This window comes from Candidatus Symbiothrix dinenymphae, from assembly GCF_001431085.1.
In genome coordinates this window covers 1-428 of sequence record NZ_BBRU01000450.1, presented here as the reverse complement: position 1 = coordinate 428, position 428 = coordinate 1, and the positions used below count along the sequence as shown (strand labels likewise).

Sequence of the window (428 nt, the reverse complement as noted above, 5' to 3'; positions counted from 1 at the left end):
TCCTTCAAAAGCAAACTCCACTTGCCGTTCCTGAGCGATGATTGCTCTCATCCCCTCTTTTGTTTTATGTTTGTCCACCGTTTTTGCCAATGCAGCATTGCTCCACACCGTTTCCACATTCGGTATACCCGCTCTTCTGCGTACCTTGTTGATGGCGGCATACACGTCGGCATTGGGAACGTCCAGATACTCGTTGAGCGCTTCGGCTTTCATCAGGTATAAATCCGCCAAACGGATAATGGGCGTCGGATAGACTGTTATAGTCACATTTCCACCTGACTTGTTGTTTATATGAACCACTTTTTGCGCTCCTATACCCGACCAAAAGAAATTGTCCCAGACGGATGGGAACCTACCTCCTTCGCCGCCCGCATAGAAGGTTGTTTTGATGCGTTCGCTATGCGAGCGCCAGTAGCCGCCGGTAATAC

1 protein-coding gene is annotated in these 428 nt (G+C 49.5%); it reads right to left on the bottom strand.

Translation table 11 applies throughout. The features are described 5' to 3' along the window. A partial coding sequence (locus tag ASC50_RS04990) for a RagB/SusD family nutrient uptake outer membrane protein (protein ID WP_158648466.1) occupies positions 1 to 428 on the bottom strand: 428 nt, incomplete at both ends.